An 18,654-nucleotide genomic window follows, 5' to 3' on the forward strand; every position below is an offset into this window, starting at 1 on the left:
TCATGGGCGTTTTAAGTGACATCACTGCACTGCAGGATGAGGCGGTTTATTGCCGCGAAAAAGGTTTGACTATCGGTCTTTGTCACGGCTGTTTCGACATTGTGCATCCTGGGCACCTTTATCATTTGCAACGTGCCAGAACAATGGTGGATCGATTGTTCGTGTCAGTTACCGCCGACCCATATGTCAATAAAGGAGCGGACCGGCCGGTATTCCCCGATCAAAAACGCGCAGAGTTTCTTGCCTCTATTCGCTATTGCGATCATGTCATCGTAAATCACACACCCACTGCTGAATTGATGATCAAGACGCTACGTCCCAACCTCTATTTCAAGGGTGCGGATTACAGTGACGGGTCAGACGTGAGACTTCAGGCGGAGCGCGCACTGGTTGAAAGCGCAGGGGGGCGAATGATCTTGACGGACGACAAGATATTCGACTCGACGTCCAGAATCGCCCGGCTCGTCATGTCCACGCACAGATGACAGGTAAACAATCATGTCAAAACTTTTGCTGATTGACCTCGACGGAACAATGATCGACACGCCGCATTTTCAAGCGTGGAGCAACGTCGCTCACAGACTTGCCGGCAAACAACTGACTCAGCGCGAATACATTGACCACATTGCCGGACGTCCTCGCATGGAAGGCGCTTCACGATTGCTGGCGCTGATCACCGATGACATCGGTGCTCAAAGGAGCGGCTCGCTCAGCGCAGACGAACTGGCGCAGCACAAACAAAAGGAATTTCTACAACTCTCCCAAGGCACTGAGCTGTTCGAGGATGCAAAGCGCTTGCTGGAACGCATTGCACAAGCCGCACAGCCAGTGATGTTTTATACGGCGTCTCTGAATGCGCCGCAGTTGTTCGAGGCGGCTATCGAGCGCTCCAGTCTGCGGCAAGAATCCAGGTTATCGATTACCCGACAGGCGCCCGGTCAGAGCCGCGAAGCGCTGATTCAACAACTGGTCGGAAGCCGCGATCCGCAGGATGTCGAGCTGATTGACGACAGTCCCTATGCAACGGATCTGGCCTGTGGCCTGGGGCTCCATGCCTGGCAGATCCGCCGGCATGCTCTTGAGCCCAAGGCTGCTCATCCACAGGCATCAATACTGTCATCGCTTGATGAATACCCGCTGGCAAACCCATCCCAAGGAAGGACCATGAATAATCAATCCGCTGTTCTCGTTACAGGCGGTGCGGGCTACATTGGCTCGCGTCTGGTACCAAAACTGCTGGCTGCCGGTTACCGGGTCCGGGTACTGGATGCGCTTTATTTCGGCAACGGCCTGGAGGGCGTGATGAACCATCCGGCACTGGAATTCATAAAGGGCGATATTCGCGATCCGCTGCTCGTCGAGCAGTCGCTTCGGGGGATGCACACCGTTGTCCATCTTGCCGCAGTGGCCAATGATCCCAGTTTCAATTCGGCACCCGAACTCGGCCAGTCCATCAATATCGATTGTCTGCCGCATCTCATGAGCAGTGCAAAGCGCCTTGGCTGCCGGCGCTTTATCTATGCATCCTCAGCCAGTGTCTACGGCGTCAATACAGAACCATTTGTCGATGAGCGCCAACCCTGCGTGCCCATCACCGACTACAACCGCTTCAAGGCTGACGGCGAAAAAATACTGTTCGGGCTCACTGATGCATCCTTTGAAACCGTCGCGGTTCGAGCCGCTACCGTGTGCGGCTGGTCGCCTCGCCAGCGCCTGGATCTGACCGTCAATATCCTTACCGCCAGTGCGCTGGCGCGCGGTGAAATTACCGTGTTCGGCGGCAGTCAATACCGCCCCAATGTGCATATCGGCGATCTGACCCGGCTGTATACGATGCTCGTGGAGCGCGAATCGCTGGACGAAGTCTGCGGAACCGCAATCAACGTCGGCTACGAAAACCACACGGTGACCGAGATAGCCGATCAGGTAAAACAGGTTGTCGATCGTTACTTCCTCGTCAACGTGCCGATCACCACTACCCGCAGCGATGATGTTCGGTCTTACCGTCTGGATTCGCGACGGGTGCAGGAGACACTGGGTTTCGAGTTCATCTATTCGATCAGGGATGCCATCGTGGAAATCTGCGAGCAATGGCAATCCGGGAACTTCAACGACAGTGACGATGTGTTGTCCGACACCCGCTATCACAATGTGCGCAACATGCTGCACAAAGACTGGTCGTTCCAGCCGTCGGGGGACACGTCGTGCTGACCATCGCTTATGGAGAGGAGTGCGAGGATATCGTCGGTATCGAGCCGCGGACATCGTCCTTCGCAGCCTGCGTGGCAATGCTGGCCAATCCCTTGATCGGCGTGCGCCCGCATGTGCCCAGTGCCTCGCCGCGCACACGGCGCACGCAACTGCTCTGCGCGGGGGTCTATGCACCCGGGGTCGGCGTTTCGCGGGAGATCATTTCTTTGCCAGCGCCGGCAGTCCTGCGCCTCTACGATGTGGACACGGGCGAACCTCTCGAGCCATCAGGCGATGGACCGGCGGTGGTGTTGGCAATGGATCAGGCGACAGTCAGCAGTCGCGAGCTGTTCCAACTGCGGGGCGTCCGTTATGAGCTGACGATTGATCAGTTCATTGATGCCCCTGATGACAGTGCCGTGTCGACCCGCATCAGTCTGACTCGACTGGGCGAGCCGACCGGTGCGCACCGATTGCGACTGGATTACGGCGTGGATGGCAGTGCCGAGAATGAATACCTGGGCACCAGTGACTGGCTGACCGCCCGACATTACCGTTTTGGGCAAAGTGTTGTCGATCGAACGGCCTTCACTGTGGATGTCGATGCCGCGGAGTATCGGCTGCGCTACGACGTACGTGTCGAACAGTCCGGTTCAGCGGCGAGTTCCGTTGTTTGCTGGCGACACGGCCTGCAGGGTTGTATTGCTTCCGTCACCATGGATTTCGACTCGGTGTTGCAGCATCGCATCGCCACGCATTGGCGGGTTGCAATCGATGGCGAGCACAGTATGCCCGACGCGCTTTCTGGCGACTTCGATGTGACCCATATCCAGAGCAGCCATCTTGACCGATGGAGCAGGATCTGGAGCGAGCATGACGTCACTGTTCAAACCGCGCAGAGACGTACCGATCTGGGCATCAAATACGCGATGTTTCAATTGCTACAGCACGGCGTGGGAGTCGCACCCCCCGAGCGGGGAACGCTCTCGCCGGCGCGCGGCCTGACCAGTACGTATCACTCCGGAGCGACGTTTTTCGATACCGAACTGCACAAGTGCATGTTCTGGATCTGGAACGAACCCGGTGTCGCCAGGGCGTTGATTGACTATCGCTACCACTGTCTGGAACAAGCGCGGGAGTTTGCTCGGGCCAGTGGCTATGAGGGAGCGCGTTTTCCGGAAGCAGCCAATGATCGAGGGCGGGAAAATGGTCCCCATTATGTGCTGGCGTATCCCGAACAGGACATTCGACGAGAGTGGAGTGTCCATGAGGTGCTCCACATTTCGGCAGACGTTTGCTATGCCGTGAACAAATACTGGAAGGTCACTGGTGACGATGCGTTCATGATCTCTCGCGGCTTTGAAATGCTGCTTGAGTGCGCCCGTTTCGCCGCGTCCGTGTTCAAGTGGTCCGAGAGTCGTCAGGCGTATGTCGTTGAATCGGTCATGGGGCCGGACGAATACCACTATCATGTGGACAACAGCTTTTTTACCAATTACATGCTGCGCTGGTGTCTCCGGTCAACGCTTTCCCTGTGCGACCGGCCGGGCTTTCCGGGATTGCCCGAGGCACAGTCCAGGCGCTGGCAGTCGATAGCCGATAACGTCTTTCTGCCCTGGATCACTGTGGGTGGGGTGGTCATTCCTGAAGAGTTCGAGGGTTATGCCGCCTTACCTGACACGCAGCTGCGTTCCGACAAAAAGCGTGGGCCGCAGTTTGCGGACGAGGCCGAACGGGAGAGCGCAGAGAATCTGCAGAATTTCGCGTCGCAGGTGGTCAAACAGGCCGACATCGTGTTGTTGATGTCGATGTTCCCAGAAGATTTTTCAACGGACGTGAAACGCGCAGCGTTCGAATATTATGAACCGCGTACGGTGCATGAATCGTCATTGAGCTACGGCCCGCACGCGGTTGTCGCCGCGCACTTGGGCAAGACGTCGATCAGTGCCGATTTCATTGCTCGGGCCAGCCGCTACAACCTGGATTTCACCCCGCTCGACGACTACAGCAATGGCCTGCATCTTTCCGCCTATGCCGGAGCCTGGCAAGGCTTGGTGGAAGGGCTGGCAGGACTTGATCTCGTTGCGGACCAACTGGCCTTCCGCCCGAGGTTGCCCGCCGATTGGGATGCCTACCACTTCACCCTTGAGTTTCGGGGCCGCCGTCTGCGCATTTCCGTAATCGGAGACGATGAGCTGGAAATCCGCGAGGGCGGCCGGCAGTTGCCAACCGAACGTGGCCAGGATGGATATATATGCCTCAAGGAGGGGCACCGATGATTTCTATCAAAGAACGCTTATCCCCCTATAACGATGCGCTGCGAGTCTTGCCTTTTCGCAAGTTGCTGATCGGCCAGGGCCTGTCGATGGCCGGCGACGCCATCTGTCTGGCGGCGCTGCCGATAGCGCTGATACGGGACGGTTTTGGTGGTGATGTGTTTGGCTTCATCATGGCCGCAGTCGGAATCGGAACCGTCGTCGGTGCTCTGGCCGGCGGCATGCTGGCGGATCGCAAGTCGCCTCGACAGGTGCTCATCTACACCGATACGGCCCGAGGCATGGCGCAGCTTGCGGCCGTCGCACTGCTTCTGACCGGTGCGCCTTGGGGCTGGCTGGTGCTGGCCTATCTGATCTTTGGCATCGGCATCGGCGTTTCTCGGCCCTGCGCTCAGGTGCTGCTGGTCAGCCTGTTACCCAAAAAGGCGCTGGTCGCGGGCAACGGCGCGATGAACTTCATCGATAACCTGGTCGCCATTCTGTTTCCGGCGACGTTGGGCGTGTTCATCATCTTGTGGGATCCGGTCTGGGGGATACTGATCGATGGCTTGACCTTCTTCGGCGCGGCGATTTACACCGCTCAGTTACCGAATGTCGGCCGTCATGAATCCGAAGAAGAGTTCTCCCTGCGCGAGGCGTTCAAGGGCATCACCGTGGTCAGCCGCAACGCCACGCTGCTGCTGGGGTTTGCGGCGACGCTGGTGGTGAACGTGCTGTGTTTTCCGATTTTTCTGGTCGTTGCACCCTACGCGATCAGTCTTCGTTTCAGCGAAGAAATGTGGGGATATTGCCTCGCAGCATCGGGGTTCGGCGCTTGTCTCGGATCGGTTGTCACCGTGCTGGCCTCGGGGCACGAACGCCTGGTGGGCCTTGCTGTGGTATGCGGGTTGTTCTTGGCCGGAGCGATGGCGTTACTCGGGCTGGGGACGGCGGCATGGATGGCGGTTCTGGGGGCGTCGTTCGTCGGTATCGTCGAAGCGTCCTGGCTCACCGGCTGGGCAACCGCCATGCAAACACTGTCGCCCGAAAAGGATCTGGGCAAAGTCGTGGCGGTGGATACCTTTGTCACCAGCGGTGTGCACCCGTTCATTTATCTGGGCAGCGGCGTAGTCGGCGGGATGATCGGCTATTCCCAGACGCTTGCGTTGACCGCCGTCATCAGCGCGGTTGGCACTCTGCTGATCGTCCTGACGTCCATCATGTTCATGCCAGGGAGTGCGCGTAATGATCAAGTGCAATAACGTACAGGAACAGGCCCAGGATCTCTGTGGCGAGATCTTTGAACGCTGGCGGGAGCTGTTGCAATCGGGCGAGTTCATTCTCGGCGATCAGGTTCTGGCGTTCGAGTCATGGATGTCGGATCGTTGTGGCGGCGCGCACGCCGTTGCCCTCAATTCAGGCACGGATGCGCTGTTTCTGGCATTGCGCGCGCTCGATATCGGCCCCGGTGACGAGGTGATCACCTGCGCCAATACCTTTGTTGCCACAGTCGGAGCCATTGTTGCTGTTGGTGCCCGGCCGATCCTGGCAGATGTGGGTGACGATGAACTCCTGAGCGTCGAGACGATTGCGCCACTTGTGACTGATCGGACCAAAGCCGTGATTCCTGTCTATCTGCGCGGACGCCCTCTGGATATCGACCCCATCATCGACCTGTGCCGCTCGCGCGGGGTTGCCGTGATCGAGGATTGCGCTCAGGCGATCGGCACTACGATCGATGGCCGGCAAGTCGGCACTCGCGCTGATGCGTCAGCGTTTTCCATGCATCCGTTGAAGACGCTCGGTGGTCTGGGTGACGGTGGGATGCTGGTGACTCGCGATCCGGGAATTGCCGAATACGCGCGGATTGCACGCAATCACGGCCTGGAAAACCGTAACGAATCGATCCGGTTCGGCATCAACTCCAGACTCGACTCGTTGCAGGCAGCAGCACTCAACATCAAAGCGCAGTATCTGGATCAGTGGCTGAATCGACGCGTGGAAATTGCCGCGTTCTATGATGACGTCCTCTCGACAACCCGTACGGGCACTGACCTGGGGCGCGGCAAACCGGGAAATGCCTACTATCACTATGTCGTGCAATCCACGCATCGTGACGAGCTGCAGGCTTATCTGGCAGAGAACGATGTGCAAGCGGCCATTCATTATCCGGTGCCCATTCATTGGCAGAAGGCATGGTTGAGCAGTCAGCCGCGCATTGCGTTGCCCACAACCGAACGCCTGTCCCGGCAAATGATCACACTTCCTTGCCACCATCATTTGTCGGATGGCGATGTAGAAAAGGTCGTCACGCTGATCAAGCAATTTGAACGCACGGTGAGGTGGTGAGCGTCGATATCGAATGTGTCGTGATTGGCGCCGGAGTGCTCGGGCTGGCTGTCGCCCGGGCCCTGGCCGTGAGCGGCCGTGAAGTGATCGTGGTGGAGGCGGGTGAACGCATTGGAACCGGCATCAGCTCGCGCAATTCAGAAGTCATTCACGCCGGCATCTACTACCCCACTGGCAGCCTCAAGGCGCAAATGTGCGTCGACGGCAGGCATCGCCTGTATGCCTTTTGCGAAGCGCACGCAGTAGCGCGCCAACCTCTGGGCAAGCTTGTTGTCGCAACCGATGAGGCGCAGTGCGGGGCATTGCAGCGGTTATGGCAGCAGGGACGGCGCAATGGCGTCAACGACCTGCAACTGCTCAGCGCCCGGCAGGCGCTGGAACTGGAGCCTGAGTTGTCATGTATCGCGGCACTCTGGTCGCCCTCTACCGCAATTGTCGACTCCCATGCCTTGATGCTTGCCTTGCAGGCAGACGCCGAGGCGGCGGGCACCTCGTTTGCCTTTAACACGCCGTTCGAATCGGCCTGTCGTCGCCCGCAGGGTTTTGAGTTGCAGATCGGCGGTGCGCAACCCATGAACGTCAGCTGTGGCGAACTGATCAACTGTGCGGGCTTGTCTGCGCCCCAGCTTGCGGGTCACATTGTCGGTCTGTCTTCACGATACGTCCCGTTGGCCAGGTTGTGCAAAGGCAGCTACTTCAGCTTCAGCGGTCGGATACCTTTTCGCCATCTCATCTATCCCGCGCCCGAAGCCGCGGGTCTCGGCGTGCACATGACGCTTGACCTGGGGGGGCAGGCGCGTTTCGGACCGGATGTCGAGTGGGTCGATCAGGTTGATTACCGTGTGGATCCTCAGCGGGCCGAAGGTTTCTATCAGGCGATTCGCCGCTATTGGCCCGGCCTGCCCGATGGCAGCCTGGAACCGGCTTATAGCGGCATCCGCCCGAAAATCAACGCCGTACACGAACCGGCGGCGGACTTTGTCATCAGTGGCCCATCGGCGCATGGAGTGCCGGGGCTGGTTAATCTGTTCGGCATCGAATCTCCTGGGTTGACGAGCTGTCTCGCCATCGCGGAGCGTGTCGTACAGGCGCTCGGGCAAAATTGACCAGCCTTTGTCCAGAGGGGTCACACGTCCAATTCGATCAGCTCGCCATCGTCTTTTTCCAGCCGCTGTAAAAACACCTGCGCCTCCAGCAATTGATACGGAAAATACAGCCCCGGCCTTACCGGCGCTTGCCCATCCAGCCCAACCAGTCGCTCCAGCAGCATGGCCACACTGAGCCCGGTCAACGCCGCTGCACCTGCGCGGTGAACCACGGCGTGGCGTGTGCGCAATGGCTGGCCCTCGTGATCCGTGCCTTCAAGTTCGATGAGTATTTCCGTCGACATCGGCAGACCCTGACGCCGGGTCGAGCTGATGCCGCTGGCGAGGTTGAACTCGACGTTCGGGGCGTCGGTGGCGGCGGCCAGGCCTGTCACGTCGATGGAGGAGAAGCCGGCGCCCTGCAGGGTCGTGCCGTCGACGGCGCGGAAGCTGACCTTGGCATCGTCGCCTTCACGCCAGATGAATTCGCCGTCACGGCGGGTCAGCGCGGCGGGCAGCATTTTGTTCAGGTGCTCGAAATCGACGGCTACGGTCGGGCCGCCGCCGTCCTGTTCGTCGACCAGGGCATGAATGCGGATGTCGTGCACGCGGGCGAATGCCTTGGCGATGTGCAGCGTTGCGACGGTGGTGGCGCCGACCATCCATTCGTAGCCGAGGACAATGGGCGACGCGTCGGGCGAGTGGATGAAACTGGCGATCTGCGGGGCGATTTCGAATACGCCGGAAGAGATGCTCAGGTGCGGCACCTTGCGCTTTTGCGCAAAGCGCAGCCCGGCGAGGGCATGGTCCATGTAGAACAAGGCGATGGCGCTGACCGGGCGATCACCCAGCCCCAGATCATCTGCGCGAGCATCGATGACTACACCCTGGGCATTGCCGATTTGCTCGGCGGTTTGCTGAGCCTTGGCGAGGTCGCGTCCGCCGATCAGCAAGGGGACGTCGGGATGCGCTGCGCGCAATGCGCGAGCCGTCTGGTGGCCGATGGCGCCGGAGCCGCCCATGAACAGAATGGGATGAAGTGGCATGAATCCTCCTCATTTTTCCTGGATTGAAACGTGCTTGGGCTACACACCCTAGCACGCACTTTCCAGTTCGCCGGTGCGCTTGGCCTGCGCACCGACGAACGACCACTTGAGGAATCAGCCCAGATGATGCCGCTGTGCAAGGCGATAGACATCGGTGTCGAGGCCTTCGAAACGGGCCTTCAACTGCAACGCCAGATACAGCGAATAGTGCCGTGACTGATGCAGGTTGCCGCCGTGGAACCAGAGGTTTTGCTGCTGGGTCGGCTTCCACATGTTGCGCAGTTCACCTTCATACGGGCCGGGGTCGTTGGTGGTGCCGGAACCCAGGCCCCAGCAGCGCCCGACCTTGTCGGCGACTTGCTGGGAAATCAGCTTCGCGGCCCAGCCGTTCATCGAGCCATAACCTGTCGCATAAACGATGAGATCGGCCGGCAAGCGGCTGCCATCGTTGAGCACCACCGCATCCGCTTCGATGCGTTCGACACCGAGGCCCGGCGCGCTCTTGAGCTTGATCGTGCCGTTGGCGATCAGTTCCGAGGCGCCGACGTCGATGTAGTAACCCGAGCCACGGCGTACGTATTTCATGAACAAACCCGATTCGTCATCGCCGAAATCGAGCATGAAACCCGCCCGGCTCAGGCGTTCATAGAAGTCCTTGTCGCGCTCCTTGATCGCGTCGAAGATCGGCCGATGAAACTGTGGCATGACCTTGTACGGAATCGAGGCGAACAGCAGGTCGGCCTTGTCCGTGGTCAGCCCCGACTCGAGCGCCTCTTCGGAATAAAGCCCGCCGAAGACCATTTCCATCAGGCTGTCCGAACGCACGATGTGCGTGCTCGAACGTTGCACCATGGTCACCTCGGTGCCGTTTTCCACCAGATCGGCGCAGATGTCGTGGGCTGAATTGTTCGCGCCGATGACCACTGCGCGCTTGCCTTTCCACGCATCGCCGCCGGGGTGACGGCTGGAGTGATGTTGCTGACCCTGGAAGTCTTCGGCGCCGGGATACACCGGAACATTCGGTACGCCAGACATGCCGGTGGCGAGGATCAGTTGCGTCGGTTGCAGGGTGACGGGCTCGCCGTTGCGCAGGCCCTCCACGGTCCAGCGGCCAGTCTCTTCGTCAAACGTAGCGCCGAGGCATTCAGTGCGCGGCCAGTAGTTGAGTTCCATGACCTTGGTGTACATCTCCAGCCAGCCGCCGATCTGGTCTTTCGGGGTGAACACCGGCCAGTGGTCGGGGAAGGGCAGGTAGGGCATGTGGTCGTACCAGACCGGGTCGTGCAGGCACAGCGACTTGTAGCGGCCGCGCCATTGATCGCCGGGGCGTTCGGCTTTGTCGATGATCAGCGTCGGTACGCCCATGCGTTTGAGCCTTGCGCCGAGGCCGAGCCCGCCCTGACCGCCGCCGACGATCAGGCAGTACGGTTGCGTGGTAATGCCCAGCGCCGCTTCTTCATCGCGGCGGCGCTCCAGCCAGTTGCGCTTGTCAGCGTGGGCATGGCCGTGGCTCGCGCCCATCGGCCGGCGGCGGCCGCTGGGTTCTTCGAAACCCTTGAGCTCGCGCATGGTGGTCAACAAAGTCCAGCACAGACCGTCCTTCAGGCGCACGTAGCCTTTGCCACGTGCGGTGTCGGTTTCCAGGCTCATCCAGCCTTCAAGCACGCCATCGGTGAGCGTGGCTTCACCTTCGAGTTGCCAGCGTTCGGGCCGGGTCTGCTCAAGGCGTGTTTCGAGCATGTCGCGAATCGCCGGTTTGCCTTCCAGGGTGACGAGGTTCCAGCTGAACAGCAGCAAGTCACGCCAGTGGCATTCTTCGGCAAACAGCTCCAGCGTGCCGTCCACATCTCGTTGCGCCAGACGTTCGCCGAGGCGTTCGACCCAGGCCGCAAGTTGCGCTGTTGGCGATTGCAAAGGGGTTTCAATAGCGATGTTCATGGGGCCACTCCCGATCTTGTTGTTTTGGTAAGCCATGGCATCAGAGCAAGGCTTGGGCCATCTCATTGAAAGGCGCGGGCCAGAGCGTTTGATGCAAAGGCCGACAAGGCTTGGCGCAGGCGACATGTCACAAATTCGAGAATCGCGGATGACACTGTGTCACTCGGCGCGAAATTCCCCCGCAACGAGCTTTTCATCTAAGCTGCGGACACACCCGTGTCTTCACCGAAGCGGAGAACAACAACAATGAAACCGGCCTCGATCAACGCCCACGCGCGCCAGGTACTGCAAGCCGTGCAGGGCTCTGTTGCCAGCCACAGCGCGGCGGCAGACCTGGCGATCACCCGTTCGTGGCGGCGCTGCCTGGATCAATACCAGCTTGATCCGGCCAGCCGCCGCGCGCCGGACGTGCTCGAACAGGCGCGTTTGCGCGAACACCGTGCGCCGCTGGAACACATCATTTCCGTGGCGCACTGGCAGATGAACAGCCTGCACCAGCAACTGGGACGTGACGGCCATGTCGTGCTGCTCACCGATGCGCGCGGCGTGGCGATCGACAGCGTGTTCAACGAAGCCGAACGCGGCGAGTTCCAGCGCTCCGGGCTGTGGCTCGGCTCGGTCTGGAGCGAGGAGCACGAGGGCACCAACGGTGTCGGCACCTGCCTGGTCGAGCGCCAGCACGTGACCATTCGCCGCGACGAGCATTTCCGTGGCCAGCACGTCGGCCTGACCTGTTCGGCCAGCCCGATATTCGACGCCAGCGGTGGGTTGCTCGCGGTGCTCAACCTTTCCTCCGTGCGCGAGGAAAGCAGCCTTGTGCAACGCTTCAAGGCCATGGCCCTGACCAATCTGTCGGCCAGGTTGATCGAGAGCTGCTTTTTCCTTGGCCACGATCCGCAGCGCTATTTGCTGCGGTTTCATCCCGACGCTGGGTTTGTCGGGCTGCTGGGTGAAGGCCTGCTCAGCTTCGACGAGAGTGCGCGGATCTGTTCGGTGAATGCGGCGGCGCTGGATCTGTTGGGCCTGAGCCGCGAGCAGATGGTCGGGCAGTCGTTGACCATGTTGCTGGAAACGCCGATGGAGCAGTTGCTCGATCAGGCCAGTGCTCAGACGCACGTCTGCTGGCCGATGCGCCTGGCCGACGGGCGCTTGTTCTACGGCCAGTTGCGCGAACCGATCCGCTCCGCGCCGTTGACGCTTGCACCTGTCCCGCCAATCAAGGATGAGCGCGTATGCCTGGAAGACCCGCGCCTGCAACGCGGATTCGCTCGCGCGTTGCGTGTACTGGAGCGTGACGTGCCGGTGTTTCTGCAGGGTGAAACCGGCACCGGCAAGGAGGCCTTTGCGGCAGCGCTGCATCGCGCCAGCTCCCGCGCCGGCCAGCCGTTTGTCGCGATCAACTGCGCGGCGATCCCCGAGACGCTGATTGAAAGCGAGCTGTTCGGCTATCGCGGCGGCAGTTTCACCGGCGCGCGCAAGGACGGCATGGTCGGCAAGCTTGAGCAGGCCCATGGCGGCATTCTGTTTCTCGACGAAATCGGCGACATGCCCCTCGCGCTACAGACCCGTCTGCTGCGCGTGCTCGAAGAGCGCCAGGTTGTGCCGCTGGGCAGCGCAACGCCGCGACCGCTTGATGTACGCCTGATCAGCGCCAGTCACCAGAATCTGCCAGCCTGCGTGGCCGACGGACGTCTGCGCGAGGACCTGTTCTATCGCATTGGCGGTTTCGCCGTGGAACTGCCGCCGCTGCGCGAGCGTTCCGACAAGGGCCGTCTGCTCGACCTGCTGCTGCGCGAAGAAGCGGCGGGCGCCACTGTGCGGCTGCAAGCGGGAGTTCGAGAGCGCTTGCTGGCGCAGCCCTGGCCGGGCAACGTCCGGCAACTGCGCACCTGTTTGCGGACGTTGGTGGCGTTGGCAGTGGAAGGCCGGGTCACGCTGGAGGACGTGCACGAGTTACTGCCCGCAAGTGACGACCAATCTGTTGACGATCCACTGGGCGTATCCGAACGGCAAACTCTGCTCAGCTTGATTGAAGCTGAACACTGGCATGTCGCGCGAGTTGCCCGTCGTCTGGGGATTAGCCGCAATACGCTGTACCGCAAGCTTCGTCAGCATGGGATCAATCGACCTGGTTGAAGACAATCGCGATCATTTGCGTTCATTCGCTGTTGATTGCGCGTATTGCCGGAAAATTGCTTGGATCCAATCATTGACCCACTATATCGCACGCCGACAAGCGGTAGGCTGAGCCTATTGCCCAAAGTGATGGCGCAATGACATATTGCAGCACCTTTCCTCACTTCAAGATGTACCGAAAATGCGCCCCCTCAAGTCACTTGTTGCAGCGTCGTTGCTGCTCAGCGGGTGCAATGGAATGCCAGTCGCTTTTGTTCAGGATCCTGTTTTAGACCAAGCCTTTGTCGTTCACTCCGGCGCGCCTTTGCCGTACGTGCTGATGGGTTCGGCTGTGCAATGGAATGAAGACTTCGCCGTGACGGTGAAGCACATTCCTTACTTGTCGGGCACGGTTTTCCAGGGGCAGGCAGACGTGCAGTTCTTCCGCCACAAGGCCAATAGCGTGCCAGCGTGGCGCGGCTACAAGCCGGGCGAGGAGCTGACTTCGGTGGGCTTCAATTCGCTGTACATGTCGGTCAAGGGCACCGGCCAGGCGCTGCCGGCGATGGTTCGCCTCGACGTCAAAGAGGGCAACGTGCTCTACGGCACCCATAATGGCGCGCTGGCCAAAGGCATGTCCGGCGGGCCGGTGTTTTCCGCCGATGGCAAAGTGGTTGGCATCAACGTGGCGTTTCTCACCCGTGACGACGTCAGCCGCCTCAAGCGCAAAGACTTGCTCGATCAACCGCGCGTAAGCATCTTTTTGCCGTACGCGGAGATCAATCGCGAGTGGTCGCGCTATCAGGCCAGCATCACCCCGACAGCGCCACCGGCGACCAAACTGGCCAGCCGCTGATCAGCGTTCGCGCAACGCTTCGCGGGCGCGGTTGAGTGGTTTGATCAGGTAGTCGAGCACGGTTTTTTCGCCGGTACGGATGTCTACCGTGGCGATCATCCCGGGCACGATGGCGAAGCGTTTGCCGGCCTTGTTGCGCAGTTCATCCGAAGCGGTACGGATGAACACGCGGTAGTAGAAGATTTCCGGCTTGGCTTCGTCCTGGATGGTGTCCGGCGAGATCGTCACCACCTCGCCGTCGAGGCTGCCGTAGATCGAATAGTCATAGGCGGTAATTTTCACTTTCGCCGCCTGGCCCGGGTGAATGAAGGCGATGTCGCGCGGCGAGATGCGCGTCTCGATCAGCAGTTGTTCATCGAGCGGCACGATCTGCATGACCTGGCCGTTGGGCGCAATGACGCCGCCAATCGTGCTGACCTCGATGTCCTTGACGATGCCGCGAACCGGCGAGCGCAGGGTCAGGCGCGACAGTGAATCGGTACGACCACGAATCACCGCTTCGAGCATTTGCGCCTCGGCATTGGCCTTGGCCAGGTCCTCGCGGGCGCGGACCATGTAATCGGAGCGGGCTTCGGTGGCCTTCAATTCCAGCTCCGAGCGTTGACGGGTCAGGCGCAGCACTTCAACCCGACTCGAGGCGCCGATCTTCGCCAGGTTTTCAGTGATCGCCAGTTCGCTGCGCACCAGTTTCAGCGAGCTCTGAATACCGTCGAGGGTTTCTGCCAGACCTTTGCGCCGGGTCTGATAGAGCTCGGTTTCGGCGCGGATCAGGTCAGGAAACTCCTGCAGCGATGCGTCGAAGTTCAGCGGCTTCTCGCTGACTTCGGCCTGCAAGCGGTTGACGCTGGCCAGCGCCGCGCGGTACTTGGCCGCGCTTTCGCCGACGTTGGACTGGTTCTTCACCGGGTCCAGTTGCGCGAGGATCTGCCCGCGCTCGACCAATGCGCCTTCGCTGACATTGAGCTGCTCGAGAATGCCGCCCTCCATCGACTGAATCACTTGCTCGCGCGAGCTCGGCACCACTTTGCCGGTGCCGGTCGAGACCTCGACGATTTCAAACCACGCCGCCCAGGCAATGAAGCAGGCGAGCATCAGCGCGCACCCCCAGATCACCTTTGCGCCACCGGCAAGCGCACGCTCATCGCGGCCGTCGAGGTAGGACATCGGGTCCGGCACATCGGTCATCATCGGCTTCATACCGCCACTCCTTTGCCCGGTGCGCGCAGCCGCGCCAGTGCCGCGTCGCGATGGTCATCGATGACGATGCGTCCATTGTCGAGAACGATGATCCGCTCGACCAGTTGCAACACACTGACCCGATGCGTGGCGACCACCAGCGTTCGGCCCTGGGTCCAGGTCGCGAGTTTTTCCAGCAGCAGACGCTCGGTGACGTCATCGAGCGCGGCCGTCGGTTCGTCGAGCAACAGCACTTGTGGCTGGCGGATCAACAAGCGCGACAGCAACAAGCTCTGACGCTGACCGCCGGACAAACCCAACCCGCCCTCGAGTACCAGATGATCCATGCCTTTAGGCAACTGACGAACGAAATCCAGCGCACCGGTGACAGTCAAGGCGGCGATGATTTCCTGATCGCTGGCCTGACCGGCGCCGAGGGTGATGTTGTCGCGCAAGGTGCCATGAAACAGTCGCGCCTGTTGCGACAGCAGGCCGACGTCGCGGCGCAGATCGGCCGGATCCAGATGTGCCAGGGCGATGCCGTCCAGAGTGGTTTCACCGCTGCTCAGATCCATCGCGCCGCCCAGTGCTTGCAGCAACGTCGACTTGCCAGCACCGTTGCGGCCGAGCAGGGCGATGCGCTCGCCGGGCCGAATGCTCAGGTCGATGTTGTTGAGCGCCGGGGTCGATTCCTCGCTGTAGCGAAAACTGGCCTGACGCAGGCGGTAGTCGCCGCGAATCGCCGGCAGGTGCACGCGCTGACTGCCTTCGGGATGATCCACCGGCATCTGCATGATCCGGTTCAAGCCTTCGAGCGCGACCTTGGCCTGCTGCCATCGGGTGAGCACGTGGGTCAGTTGCGCCATCGGCCCCATCATCCGCGACGACAGAATCGACGCCGCGACCAGACTGCCGGTGGTCAGGTCGCCGGCAATCACCATCGGCGCGCCGAACACAATTACCACCGCAAACACTCCGCCTTGTACGTTCTGCGTCCACGCCACCAGGCTGTTGGTCAGGGTGCGCAGGCGCAGGCTGCTGTCTGCGGAGGCGGCGTTGTACTGGTTCCACTGTTGCTGGAAACGCTGCTCGGCCTGCAATGCCTTGATGTCGTCGAGGCCCTGAATACTTTCCACCAGCATGGCGTTGCGCAGCGCCGCTTCACGCATCGACGCATTGGCCAGTCGCGCCAGACGCGGTTGCGCGATGATCCCGGGCAGCAACATGAACACCAGCGCCACCAGTGGAATCAGCACCAGTGGCCCGCCGATCAAATAGAACACCAGCAGGAACAGCAGGAAAAACGGCATGTCCGCCAGTGCCGTGGCAGTGCTGGAGGTGATCAGATCGCGGATCTGCTCCAGCTCGCGCAACTGCGAAATGAACGAACCGGTGGATTTCGGCCGCGCCGAATTGCGCAGACGCAAGGCGTGGCCAAAGACCAGATCGGAGACGCGCAAGTCGGCGCGCTTGCCCAGCACATCAGTGATGCGCAGACGCAGAATGCGCATGACGAAATCGAACAGCAGCGCCAGCATCACCCCGCCGAACAACACGTACAGGGTCGGCAGCGACTCGGCCGGAATCACCCGGTCGTACACCTGCATGGAAAACAGTACCCCGGCCATGCCCAGCAGGTTGGCGACCAGCGAGGCGATCATCACTTGGCTGTAAGGCCGCAGATCGGTGAGGACGATGCGCCGGAACCAGTGCTCGTCGTAGGGCTTGATGTAATCGTTGGTGCGCACGTCCGCCACCGGTTGCGTCGGACGCAGAATCACCGTGCGCAGCGCCTGCTCGGCGAGCGCGCCAGCCTCCATGCGACTCTGCAAACCTTGATCGCCACTGAAGCAGATGCCCAGCTCGCCGGTTTCGCCGATGCTTTCGAGCACGCCGACCTGACCGTCGCGCAGTTGCACCACCAGCGGCGTGCGCCAGCGGCTCAGGCTCTTGTTGTCGAATACCGCGAATTTCACGCTCAAACCGGCCTGACGCGCCATGTGCCGAACCACTTCTTCGACACGGCCTTCGCTGTGCACCGAGGCCAGACGCACGCTTTCCGGCGAGACGTCGAGGCGATAGTGGCGGGCGACCTTCAGCACGGCTTCCAGCCACGGCGAATAATCTTCGCAAGCTTCGGCAGCAGCGGGTTCGGGAACAGTAATGCTGGCATCGGTCATGGCAGGATCTCGACATTCTGGATGGCGCTGTGGTCGATGCCGAAGACCCGGCGAATCGCACCGCTGTTGTAGAAGCAGTCGATCTGCAGGCGTTGCAGATCAGCCTGGGTGTTGACCAGATCAAAGCGCGACTGATGGATTTCCTGCTCGGCGTTGAGCAGGTCGAGCAGCGGCCGCGTGCCCAGTTCCAGGTACTGGCGGCCATACAACATGCGCGCCTCGGTGATGCTGGTCTGGCGAAATTCCAGCGAGCGCAGCCGCCGGTTCAGGCCCGAAGTTTGCGCCTGGGCTTCGGCCAGACCCTGGCGCGCTTGCAGACGGGCGAAGTCTTCGGCCGAATCCGCTGCGGTCAGCGCATGCCCGGCGGCGCGGCTGCGCGCACTGATCGCACCGCCCTGATAGATCGGCACTTCGAGGTTGAGGAAGATCCCGACCTGAGTGCGATCGGCCCGCGAGTTTTGATCGTCGTAGTGGTCGTCCAGGTATTGGTTGACCGAGGGTTGCAGCGACAGGGTCGGATAGGCCTCGGCTTTGGCCTGGGCCAGCTCGGCCTGGGCCTGAGTGCGTTGCGCGGCGGCCTGGAGGACGGCGGGCAGGGTGTCGGAGATATGCGAGGCGTCGCAGGCCTGAGTCAACGTCGGCGCGGCGGCGTCGCTGACTGCCGGCGGCGTGCGCCGTCCAAGCAAGCTGGTCAGCGTTGCTTGCCAGCGCGCGTATTGCGCCTTGAATTCCTGCAATGTGGCCGTCGCGCCTTCGGCCCGGGACTGTGCCTGGACCATATCGGAACGGGTGCTGGCGCCCATGTCGCTGCGTTGCTTGGCCAGGTCGACGATGCCGCCGATGCCCTGAATCTGCTCGCGCGCAACCTCAAGCAGACGCTGATAACGCTGCACCTCGATGTAGGCCCTGGCGGTGTCGCGGGCGATGTCGTCGATCGCCAGCAGAATCCCGGCCTGACTGCGCGCCACCCGGGCGCGGGCGGCGTCGACCGAACTGGAAACCTTGCCGAAGTCATACAGCATCTGCTTGAGGGAAATGTTCACCGATTGGCTGCCGGCATCGCTGCCGTAACCGCTGGTGTAGCCACCCTTGATGCCGCCGGTGACCTGCGGGTAATAGCCGGATTCGGCGACGTTGACGCCTTCGCCTTGCTGGAACAGGGTGCCGATGGCTTCGCCGATGCGTGGGTGCCAGTCCACGGCGAGCCTGACCGCTTGTTCCAGCCCCAACGCGTCCGCATCGGCGGACGCTTTCAGAGCAGGGGCAGGGCGCTGACGGCTTTCATTGCCTGCCGGTTGTTGCAGTTGCGACGGGCTGATGCTGCGCAAGCTGCTGTCGAGATTGTCGTCGGCGCGAACGCCGGCGGTGAAAGCGGGGTAGAGGCCGATGGTCAACAGGACCACCGGCCATTTCTGGCGAAAAACTGACTCCACAGACTTCCCTTACTGTTGAGAGACCAACGTT

Annotated in this window: 13 protein-coding genes; 8 read left to right on the forward strand and 5 right to left on the reverse strand. The window is 61.0% G+C overall.

The window, feature by feature from the left end:
- Positions 1-2 precede the first annotated feature (2 nt).
- From D8U82_RS23180 to D8U82_RS23205, 6 genes are read left to right on the forward strand one after another with little or no spacing between them, the layout of a single operon-like run.
- Complete coding sequence (locus D8U82_RS23180; protein ID WP_039758830.1) at positions 3-485, forward strand: adenylyltransferase/cytidyltransferase family protein; 483 nt, start codon at positions 3-5, stop codon at positions 483-485.
- Positions 486-498: 13 nt separating this feature from the next.
- Positions 499-2,211, forward strand: a complete 1,713-nt coding sequence (locus D8U82_RS23185) for an NAD-dependent epimerase/dehydratase family protein (RefSeq protein ID WP_130888005.1) — start codon at positions 499-501, stop codon at positions 2,209-2,211.
- Positions 2,205-4,469 carry a glycoside hydrolase family 65 protein gene (locus tag D8U82_RS28305; RefSeq protein ID WP_206663337.1) on the forward strand — a complete coding sequence of 755 codons (2,265 nt, stop codon included), beginning with the start codon at positions 2,205-2,207 and terminating at the stop codon, positions 4,467-4,469. The genes D8U82_RS23185 and D8U82_RS28305 overlap by 7 nt, the downstream gene beginning before the upstream one ends.
- Positions 4,466-5,707 carry an MFS transporter gene (locus tag D8U82_RS23195; RefSeq protein WP_130903048.1) on the forward strand — a complete coding sequence of 414 codons (1,242 nt, stop codon included), beginning with the start codon at positions 4,466-4,468 and terminating at the stop codon, positions 5,705-5,707. Before D8U82_RS28305 ends, D8U82_RS23195 begins: the two co-directional genes overlap by 4 nt.
- On the forward strand, positions 5,691-6,794 hold the full coding sequence (locus D8U82_RS23200) for a DegT/DnrJ/EryC1/StrS family aminotransferase (RefSeq protein WP_130903049.1): 1,104 nt from the start codon (positions 5,691-5,693) through the stop codon (positions 6,792-6,794). The genes D8U82_RS23195 and D8U82_RS23200 overlap by 17 nt, the downstream gene beginning before the upstream one ends.
- A complete protein-coding gene (locus D8U82_RS23205) occupies positions 6,791-7,900 on the forward strand; it encodes an NAD(P)/FAD-dependent oxidoreductase (protein ID WP_130903050.1) in 1,110 nt (369 codons plus the stop codon). Before D8U82_RS23200 ends, D8U82_RS23205 begins: the two co-directional genes overlap by 4 nt.
- 20 nt (positions 7,901-7,920) lie before the next feature.
- Here the strand turns inward: D8U82_RS23205 and D8U82_RS23210 are convergent, their stop codons facing one another.
- Positions 7,921-8,925, reverse strand: a complete 1,005-nt coding sequence (locus D8U82_RS23210) for an NAD(P)-dependent oxidoreductase (RefSeq protein ID WP_130903051.1) — start codon at positions 8,923-8,925, stop codon at positions 7,921-7,923.
- A 114-nt stretch (positions 8,926-9,039) separates the two neighbouring features.
- A complete protein-coding gene (locus D8U82_RS23215) occupies positions 9,040-10,863 on the reverse strand; it encodes an NAD(P)/FAD-dependent oxidoreductase (protein WP_130903052.1) in 1,824 nt (607 codons plus the stop codon).
- A 246-nt stretch (positions 10,864-11,109) separates the two neighbouring features.
- Here D8U82_RS23215 and D8U82_RS23220 point away from each other — a divergent pair, with 246 nt between their 5' ends.
- Both D8U82_RS23220 and D8U82_RS23225 read left to right on the forward strand, forming a co-directional pair.
- Positions 11,110-12,999 (forward strand): sigma-54-dependent Fis family transcriptional regulator, encoded by a 1,890-nt coding sequence (locus D8U82_RS23220; RefSeq protein WP_130903053.1) that lies wholly within the window; start codon positions 11,110-11,112, stop codon positions 12,997-12,999.
- Positions 13,000-13,237: 238 nt separating this feature from the next.
- Positions 13,238-13,834: a trypsin-like peptidase domain-containing protein gene (locus D8U82_RS23225; protein ID WP_122750270.1), complete on the forward strand. Its 597-nt coding sequence runs from the start codon at positions 13,238-13,240 to the stop codon at positions 13,832-13,834.
- Here D8U82_RS23225 and D8U82_RS23230 read toward each other — a convergent pair whose 3' ends face one another.
- From D8U82_RS23230 to D8U82_RS23240, 3 genes are read right to left on the reverse strand one after another with little or no spacing between them, the layout of a single operon-like run.
- Positions 13,835-15,019 (reverse strand): HlyD family type I secretion periplasmic adaptor subunit, encoded by a 1,185-nt coding sequence (locus D8U82_RS23230; protein ID WP_130903078.1) that lies wholly within the window; start codon positions 15,017-15,019, stop codon positions 13,835-13,837.
- Between the two features lie 8 nt (positions 15,020-15,027).
- Positions 15,028-17,190 carry a type I secretion system permease/ATPase gene (locus tag D8U82_RS23235; protein WP_130903054.1) on the reverse strand — a complete coding sequence of 721 codons (2,163 nt, stop codon included), beginning with the start codon at positions 17,188-17,190 and terminating at the stop codon, positions 15,028-15,030.
- Positions 17,187-18,623 carry a TolC family outer membrane protein gene (locus tag D8U82_RS23240; RefSeq protein WP_130903055.1) on the reverse strand — a complete coding sequence of 479 codons (1,437 nt, stop codon included), beginning with the start codon at positions 18,621-18,623 and terminating at the stop codon, positions 17,187-17,189. The genes D8U82_RS23235 and D8U82_RS23240 overlap by 4 nt, the downstream gene beginning before the upstream one ends.
- Between the last annotated feature and the right edge of the window lie 31 nt (positions 18,624-18,654).

Origin of the sequence: Pseudomonas sp. Sample_23 (assembly GCF_004307595.1) — a bacterium.
GTDB classification, from domain to species: domain Bacteria; phylum Pseudomonadota; class Gammaproteobacteria; order Pseudomonadales; family Pseudomonadaceae; genus Aquipseudomonas; species Aquipseudomonas atacamensis.